Origin of the sequence: Allobosea sp. 2KB_26 (assembly GCF_052115715.1) — a bacterium.
Lineage (GTDB): Bacteria > Pseudomonadota > Alphaproteobacteria > Rhizobiales > Beijerinckiaceae > Allobosea.
Map to the genome: position 1 here is coordinate 1 of NZ_JBFRHE010000043.1, position 7,931 is coordinate 7,931.

General features: G+C 63.6%; 7 protein-coding genes. 2 read left to right on the top strand and 5 right to left on the bottom strand.

Annotated features, from left to right (window positions below):
* Nucleotides 1–575 precede the first annotated feature (575 nt).
* The 3 genes from AB4099_RS34865 to AB4099_RS34875 all read right to left on the bottom strand — a co-directional run bounded on the left by AB4099_RS34865 (nucleotide 576) and on the right by AB4099_RS34875 (nucleotide 4,992).
* Entirely contained in the window at nucleotides 576–1,727 is a 1,152-nt protein-coding gene (locus AB4099_RS34865; protein WP_441481457.1) for an MFS transporter, read from the bottom strand.
* A 353-nt stretch (nucleotides 1,728–2,080) separates the two neighbouring features.
* On the bottom strand, nucleotides 2,081–3,643 hold the full coding sequence (gene guaA, locus AB4099_RS34870; protein ID WP_113519198.1) for a glutamine-hydrolyzing GMP synthase: 1,563 nt from the start codon (nucleotides 3,641–3,643) through the stop codon (nucleotides 2,081–2,083).
* 50 nt (nucleotides 3,644–3,693) lie between these two features.
* Nucleotides 3,694–4,992: an RsmB/NOP family class I SAM-dependent RNA methyltransferase gene (locus tag AB4099_RS34875; protein ID WP_441481458.1), complete on the bottom strand. Its 1,299-nt coding sequence runs from the start codon at nucleotides 4,990–4,992 to the stop codon at nucleotides 3,694–3,696.
* 412 nt (nucleotides 4,993–5,404) lie between these two features.
* Here AB4099_RS34875 and AB4099_RS34880 point away from each other — a divergent pair, with 412 nt between their 5' ends.
* Both AB4099_RS34880 and AB4099_RS34885 read left to right on the top strand, forming a co-directional pair.
* Nucleotides 5,405–5,545, top strand: coding sequence for a hypothetical protein (locus AB4099_RS34880; RefSeq protein ID WP_441481459.1), 141 nt, complete (start codon nucleotides 5,405–5,407; stop codon nucleotides 5,543–5,545).
* 217 nt (nucleotides 5,546–5,762) lie between these two features.
* Entirely contained in the window at nucleotides 5,763–6,932 is a 1,170-nt protein-coding gene (locus tag AB4099_RS34885; protein ID WP_441481460.1) for a glycerophosphodiester phosphodiesterase, read from the top strand.
* Nucleotides 6,933–7,003: 71 nt separating this feature from the next.
* Here AB4099_RS34885 and AB4099_RS34890 read toward each other — a convergent pair whose 3' ends face one another.
* Both AB4099_RS34890 and AB4099_RS34895 read right to left on the bottom strand, forming a co-directional pair.
* Nucleotides 7,004–7,273 carry a hypothetical protein gene (locus AB4099_RS34890; RefSeq protein WP_162768527.1) on the bottom strand — a complete coding sequence of 90 codons (270 nt, stop codon included), beginning with the start codon at nucleotides 7,271–7,273 and terminating at the stop codon, nucleotides 7,004–7,006.
* A 229-nt stretch (nucleotides 7,274–7,502) separates the two neighbouring features.
* On the bottom strand, nucleotides 7,503–7,931 hold a 429-nt coding region (locus tag AB4099_RS34895), incomplete at its 5' end, for an amino acid ABC transporter ATP-binding protein (protein ID WP_441481120.1).

The window sequence follows — 7,931 nt, forward strand, 5'->3', positions numbered from 1 at the left end:
GGTTTGCACGCGCTTGAATCGCTTGCCCCAGCGCTCTTAGCCTATCAGCCGTTTCATGCGGCGCATGCCGAATTGCTGTCCCGCTCGGGCCCGACCGACGCTGCCCTTGCGGCCTTTGATCGCGCCATCGGCCTTGCGTCCAATCCATCAGACGCGGTCCTTCTCAGGCGCCGGCGGGATCAGGTCGCGCGGCAAGCGGCAGAGACAACTCTAGGACCGCAATCGCGGTCGATCTGATCCCAAATCCGGTGGAGAAGGAGCCCCTCGGGAGTTGGTCAAAACCATGGCCTCGACAATCTGAGGAGCGCTATCCACGTCGCATGCACATTCTCGCCTGTCCGCGAGCGGTGGGAGCTGGCATGCTGCCGCCGCTCGTCCTCACTCCCACTCGATTGTTTGAATAACGAATAACCAATTGAAACGTCTCGCAAATCCATCTTGAACCGCAAAAACTCTGACATCAGGACTGTCAAAAAGTTACGCTCTTTATTTCAAAGGCAAGATCACCGGGCCGTTGCCGAACCCGTCCAGGTATTCTTGAGAAGCCTGCCGGCGTCTGGCTGCGGCCTCAACCATCAAGCAACGCTCCCCCTTTCCTTCGGGCCAGCCTGGGGAGCCGCTTGCAACAGGATTATCAGAAGCGGAACAATGACGATCATTCCGGCGGCCAGCATCACTCCGGATACGCCGGATACAGTCAATATCCGGGCGCCGAGGATGGCTCCGAAGCCAATGGCCGAATTGATGACCGCCGAGTGTATCGCGGCAGCGGACATGACTGTCGAACCGGCCGCGCGCAGGATCCAGGTCTGCAGGCCCGCGAACAGCGCCGCGATGGCGGCGCCCCAGATGACGAGCAAGACGAGGACTCGACCTGTTCCCAGCTGGGGACCGAACCATCCAAGGCCGACGAGCGCCAGGCACAGGGCAAACAGCCCAGCAGTGATGATGGACTTCATGAAGCGGTCGATGAGAAAGCCGGTCAGGATGTTCCCAAGGATTCCTGCTCCCCCAAAGCTGAACAGCAACATTCCGATCATGACATGGGGAAGATCCGGAATCTCTCCGAGGAATGGTTCGATAAAAGTGTACGCTGCGAAATTCGCCGCCGCCATGAATGCCGTTACAGCATAGATCCCCAGCAGGTCATGTCTGCGGAACACCGATCCAAGCTCTCGCCATCCAACCGGCGATCCGGGCTGCATTTTGGGAAGAACTGCGATCATCAGGACTGAGGTGAGCAGCCCGACTGCGCCAATTGAACCAAACGCTACACGCCATCCACTCGCCTGACCGACGAGGTTCGCAAGCGGCACGCCGACAACGGTCGCCATCGAGATCCCGCCAAATATGATTGCGGTTGCAACACCCATACGGTGGGAGGGGGCAATCTGTGACGCGACCGCAGCCGCCATGGCCCAGAAGAAGCCGTGAACGACAGCGCCCACGGCGCGTGCCAGCAACAACCCGTCGAAACTGTGGGAAATCATCACCGCAAGATTGGTCGCGGAAAGAACGAGCATCAAGACGATGAGCAATGGCTTGCGAGGAAACTTCTGGAGCAGAACGGCTGACAACAGGCCGCTCGCGGCGCCGATCCAGGCATAGAGCGTCACCGTGAGCCCGACCGCGGCCTGATCTCGTCCCAGATCAAGGGCGATCTGGGACAGCAGCCCGATCGGCGCGAACTCAGTCGTGACCATTGTGAACGAGGCGATGCCCAGCACGACTACGGCAAGCCAGATGCGGAGCGGAGAATCTGTATTTTCAGGTCTCATTGCAGGAGACCGCTGTACGAGCCAGTGGTCTCCTGCCCTTGATGACCTTCCGGCTCATTCTACGCCTGTCCTCATCCATGAACGCGGCCCCCGAGGCTGTTGCCTGCCAGGGTCAGTTGCTCCTCTGCGGCCAGGCCCAATGCCTCGGCCGAGCGGATGAGGTTTTCGTCTACGTGCCCTCTAAAGTACGCTGGATCATCGGAGTTGACCGTAACGCAGATGTGGGCATGCCGGAGCCCGGCGCAGATTGTGATGTTCGAGGCCGGGAAAGACCCTCAGCGCGGCATTCGAGAGGGTCTGAATCACTCCCACTCGATCGTACCGGGCGGCTTCGACGTCACGTCGTAGACGACCCGGTTGATGCCCTTGACCTCGTTGATGATGCGGGTCGCGGTGCGGCCGAGGAAGGCCATGTCATAGGGGTAGAAATCGGCCGTCATGCCGTCGACCGAGGTGACGGCGCGCAAGGCGCAGACATGGTCGTAAGTGCGGTAGTCGCCCATCACGCCGACGGTGCGCACTGGCAGCAGCACCGCAAAAGCCTGCCAGATCACGTCGTAGAGTCCGGCCTTGCGGATCTCCTCGAGATAGATCGCATCAGCCTTGCGCAGGATGTCGAGCTTTTCCTTGGTGATCTCGCCGGGGCAGCGAATGGCGAGGCCCGGTCCCGGGAAGGGATGGCGGCCGACGAAGGCCTCGGGCAAGCCGAGCTCCCGGCCGAGCACGCGGACCTCGTCCTTGAACAGCTCGCGGAGCGGCTCGACGAGCTTCATCTTCATGCGCTCGGGCAACCCGCCGACATTGTGGTGCGACTTGATCGTCACGGAGGGCCCGCCGGAGAAGGAGACGCTCTCGATCACGTCGGGATAGAGCGTGCCCTGCGCCAGGAAGTCGGCGCCACCGAGCTTGCGCGCTTCCTCGTCGAAGACCTCGATGAAGAGGCGGCCGATGGTCTTGCGCTTGGCCTCCGGATCGGAGCCGCATTTGGCGAGCTCGGCGAGGAAGAGCTCCTCCGCCTCCACATGCACGAGCGGGATGTTGTAGCTGTCGCGGAACAGGCGCACGACCTCTTCCGCCTCGTTCATCCGCATCAGGCCATGATCGACGAAGACGCAGGTGAGCTGGTCTCCGATGGCCTCGTGGATCAGCACGGCGGCAACGGCGGAATCGACGCCGCCGGAAAGCCCGCAGATCACCCTGCCCGTGCCGACCTGCGCACGGATCTTGGCGATGGTCTCGGAGCGATAGGCGGACATGCTCCAATCCGGGACGCAGCCGCAGATATCGACGACGAAGTTGCGCAGCAGCTTGGCACCGTCCGGGGTATGCACCACCTCCGGGTGGAACATGGTCGAATAGAAACGTCGCTCCTCGTCGCTCGCCACCGCATAGGGCGCGTTCTCCGAGGTCGCCTTGACCGAAAAACCAGCCGGCAACTGGGTGACGCGGTCGCCATGGCTCATCCACACCGGAAAGCGGCCGCCCTGGTTCCAGACGTCCCTGAACAGTGCCGAAGGCGCAACGATCTCGACATCGGCGCGGCCGAACTCGGCCGCGTGCCCGCCCTCGACCTTGCCGCCGAGCTGATGCGCCATGGTCTGCTGGCCATAGCAGATGCCAAGAAGCGGCAAGCCCGCCGAGAAGACCTCCTGCGGGGCGCGGGGCGAATTTTCATCCGGCACGGAGGCCGGCCCGCCGGAGAAGATGACGCCCTTCGGCTTCATCCGCTGAAAGGCCTCGGAGGCCGACTGGAACGGCGCGATCTCGCAATAGACGCCGATCTCGCGTACGCGACGCGCGATCAGCTGCGTGACCTGGCTACCGAAATCGATGATGAGAATGGAGTCGTGGGGCTTGCTCGTCATCGCGCCCGGTTACGCCATCGCGCGCGTGGGCGCAACGGCGCAAGCGCGCCTCAGGCCTCGCGCCTGACGCAGGCCAGGTAGAATCCGTCCGTCCCGGTACGTTGCGGCGACAATTGCAGGCCAAGCGCGGTCGAGAACCGCGCGAGCAGAGCGAAGTCGCCTTCCGTCGACGACAGGATCTCCTGGCTCGGCACGAGCGTGAAGCCGGGGTGGCGCTGCAGAAACCCTGAAACGGCCGCGTCATTCTCATCCGGGAGCACGGAGCAGGTGACATAGGCGATGCGGCCGCCGGGCTTCACCAGGCGGGCCGCGCGCGCCAGCACCTCGGCCTGATCCTTGATCCGCTCGGCGAGCGCGCCTGGTCTGACGCGCCATTTTGCATCGGGATTGCGCCGCCAGGTGCCGGAGCCGGTGCACGGCGCATCGACCAGGACGAGATCGGCCTCGCCAACGACTTCGCTGAGGGATTCATGGCCGCGGCTGCGCGGGACGCGAATCTGGACGATATTGGCGCCCGAGCGCGCCAGACGATCATGCAGTGGCGCCAGGCGACGGCTATCGAGATCGGTCGCGAACAGGCGACCCTGATTCTGCATCTGGGCAGCGAGCGCCAGCGTCTTGCCGCCTGCGCCGGCACAAAGATCGATCACGGTCTCGCCGGGTTTGGCGCCGGCCAGCAGCGAGACGAGCTGGGAGCCCTCGTCCTGAATCTCGAAGGCGCCCTCGAAGAAACTCGGCTCGCTCTGGAGGGAGGGACCGCGCCCATCCGCCCCTGGCAGGAAGCGGATCGCATCAGGGGACCATGCCCCGGCCTCCGCCCCGAGATGAGAAAGATCCGCCAACACCTTGGCCTGATTCGACTTGAGGCGGTTGACGCGAATGTCGATCGGCGCACGATCGGCCAGCGCAGCCCCCTCCGACACGGCCTGCTCGCCAAAATTCGCGGAGAATGTGGGCCACAGCCATTCCGGCACATCGGCGCGGACCCAGCCCGGTGCCTCGTCGAGATCGAAGGTGATCAGCCTGGTCGCCTCCTCGCGCGTCAGGGGCGCGGGCGCGTGGTTCTCGCCTGAGCACAGTTCGGCGATCTCTTCCATTCGGAGTTCGCGCAGGCCGGCCAGCATGCCGAGAACCATCGCGCGCGAGGTTTCCTCGCCCATGGCGAAGGCCGAGGAGGAGCGGCGGCGGAGCGCGTCATAGACCAGCGTCGCAATTGCGGCCCGATCCTTCGACCCGGCAAAGCGCCGCGACAGACCCCAATCCTTCAGAGCGTCGGATGCCGGCCGGCGGCGCTGGATGATATCGTCCAGCACCTCGATGGCGGCGCTGATGCGGGCGGCAGGGGTCATTGCGTCGTTCCGTCTGGTGCCGGCGTCTCCGGCACAATCTCGGCGCTGTGGTGTCATATAGACGAGGCAGGGGCAACAACGTCTCGACCGGATACTTTGAAGCAGAGATATGTCTCGCACATTCCGTCCGCGTTGAGCCACTGTCGCGCTCCGTGGTCCATGGGCAGGCAGAGGCCGCCAGTCATCCGGAAAGGCTGGCGGAAGACTTCCCCGATGTGGTCATCCGAATGCAGAGCCAGGTTTCCTCGGGGCACAATCTCTACCGGATGGCGACCCGGCAAAGGAGACCGGCCGCCGTTGCTGCGCGCAGCCTGAAACTCGACGCATTATCATGTGAAGCCGTCTGCTTGACGAAGCGTCGTCATCAGCGTCACACGGAGTTTGATCGCTCCGATCAAGTGGAAACCACGCCATGCAGAGCCTCTGCCGAATCACGCTTGCCGGTCTTCTGAGCCTTGCCCTCACCGCCTGCGCCACCACACCGCCGCCGGACCTGACCCCGCCTCCCCAGAAGAGGCTCGATGCCAAGACGACGCTCGAAAACAGGCGCTGAGCCCGGCGCAGACAAAGGCGCCGCTCTGGCCCGGCCGGGCGACGCCTCTGCCGCGGCTTCCATCCTCGTCCGGCCGGACGCGCCACGATACAGACCGGACGGGCAGCGCCCCGCGCCTCGCCTAAAAGTTGTCGTGGCGTAAGAAGACCACTTCACGGAGCTGTCATATCGTCTGATCATGGTCGCGCGCTCTTGCCGCGATCAGGGAACAGATCCGATGAAACAGACGCTTCTTTCGGCCACGATGCTGGCCGCTCTTGCCTGCGGCGGCCTTGCTGCCACATCGCCCGCTTTCGCCCAGCCCGTTCCGACGCTCGATGGGAAGAAGCCTCTCATCGTCGGTCACCGCGGTGCCAGCGGCCACAGGCCCGAGCACACGCTCGAATCCTACAAGCTGGCGATCGAACAGGGCGCCGACTTCATCGAGCCGGATCTTGTCGCGACAAAGGACGGCGTGCTCGTCGCACGGCACGAGCCGATGCTGAGCGGCACCACGGACGTTTCGGGGCGGCCGGAATTCGCAACTCGCAAGACCGTCCGGAAGGTCGACGGTGTCGACACCAATGACTGGTTTGCCGGTGATTTCACCCTCGCCGAGATCAAGACGCTGCGCGCCAAGCAGGCGATGCCCGATCGCGACCAGTCGCATAATGGCAAGTTCCCGATCCCGACGCTGCAGGAGATCATCGATCTCGCCAAGGCCGAAAGCAGCCGGACCGGCCGCACCATCGGCATCTACCCCGAGACCAAGCACCCGATCTTTCATGCCGCGATCGGGCTGCCGCTCGAGGACCGCCTGCTTGACCAGTTGAAGGCGTCCGGCTGGACCGAAAAGTCCTCGCCCGTGATCATCCAGAGCTTCGAGACGGCCAACCTCAAATATCTGCGCGGCAAGACGCAATTGCGTCTTGTCCAGCTCGTCGATGCCGATGACGTCGACAAGGATGGCGGCATCGTGCTGGCCGCGCCCTTCGACAAGCCCTACGACTTCGTCGTCACCGGCGACAAGCGCACCTTCAAGGATCTGGTCACGGCCGACGGGTTGAAGGAGATCAAGACCTATGCCGACGGCGTCGGGCCATGGAAGCCCTATATTCTCGCCGGCAAGCAGACCATCGGCGAGGACGGCAAGCCGAAGGATCTGAATGGCGACGGCAAGATCGACGAGCAGGATCGGGTGCTGATCGCGCCGACCAACGTCGTCAAGGACGCGCATGCGGCCGGCCTCTTCGTCCATACCTGGACGTTCCGGAGCGAACCGAAGCGGCTGACCTCGAACTTCAAGGGCGATCCCGCGGCCGAGTACAAGGCCTTCTTCGATCTCGGCATCGACGGGCTGTTCTCGGACTTCCCCGATGCCGCCGTGAAGGCCCGCGACGCCAAATAAGCCAGCTCCAACGATCAGAAGCCCGCCCCCGGATTACGGGCGGGCTTTCTCTTGCACATTTCGGCGGGAGATCAATCGCAGACCCGCGTCGTCCGCCTGATCTCGCCGCGCGGCGTTTCCTCGATGGTCCTCACGGTGCGGCAATCGCCGCGCCAGCTGCTGCGCTCCCAGCGGGCGCGATCGCGCATGCGCTCTTCGCGGCGGATTTCGCGGTCGATGGCGCGCTCGCGCGGCGAGCGTGGATCGACCGAGACGCCGCCCGGTCCAATGTTGATCGACTGGGCATAGGCGCCGCTCGTCGCAAGCAGGACAGCAGTCATCGTCGGAATAATGAATCTCATGATGCGTTCCTCCGTTCTGCAGGCAAGAACGGGGTACATCCCGAAATGTTCCGGAAATTGATCGCGCCGATAGTGGGGCGATACGGGGTAATCTCTATCTATGGTCGTCGGATCAATCGCCGTGGCAGCATCCATTGCGGCAGACGACGCTCGTTCCTCGCTTTAAACTTGACGCAGTTGCGGCGCTCCGAGGGTTCGGCGCGCCGCATGGTTCAAGTCTTGCCCTGCCTCAGTGCAGGATCTGGCTGAGGAAGAGCTTGGTGCGTTCGTGCTGCGGGTTCTTGAAGAACTCGTTGGGCTCGTTCATCTCGACGACTTGGCCGGCATCCATGAAGATGACCCGGTCGGCGACCTGGCGGGCAAAGCCCATTTCGTGGGTGACGCAGAGCATGGTCATGCCCTCGTCCGCCAGGCTCACCATGGTGTCGAGCACCTCCTTGACCATCTCGGGGTCGAGCGCCGAGGTCGGCTCGTCGAACAGCATGATTTTGGGGCTCATGCAGAGCGATCGCGCGATCGCGACGCGCTGCTGCTGGCCGCCCGAGAGCTGGCCCGGATATTTCAGCGCCTGCTCCGGGATCTTGACGCGCTTGAGATAGTGCATGCCGATCTCCTCGGCATCCTTCTTCGGCATCTTGCGCACCCAGATCGGGGCCAG

Bases quoted from the DNA above. Each gene is read 5' to 3' on its own strand.
- guaA (WP_113519198.1), bottom strand. From the start codon at position 3,643: ATGACGAGCAAGCCCCACGACTCCATTCTCATCATCGATTTCGGTAGC.
- AB4099_RS34875 (WP_441481458.1), bottom strand. From the start codon at position 4,992: ATGACCCCTGCCGCCCGCATCAGCGCCGCCATCGAGGTGCTGGACGAT.
- AB4099_RS34880 (WP_441481459.1), top strand. From the start codon at position 5,405: ATGCAGAGCCTCTGCCGAATCACGCTTGCCGGTCTTCTGAGCCTTGCC.
- AB4099_RS34885 (WP_441481460.1), top strand. From the start codon at position 5,763: ATGAAACAGACGCTTCTTTCGGCCACGATGCTGGCCGCTCTTGCCTGC.
- AB4099_RS34890 (WP_162768527.1), bottom strand. From the start codon at position 7,273: ATGAGATTCATTATTCCGACGATGACTGCTGTCCTGCTTGCGACGAGC.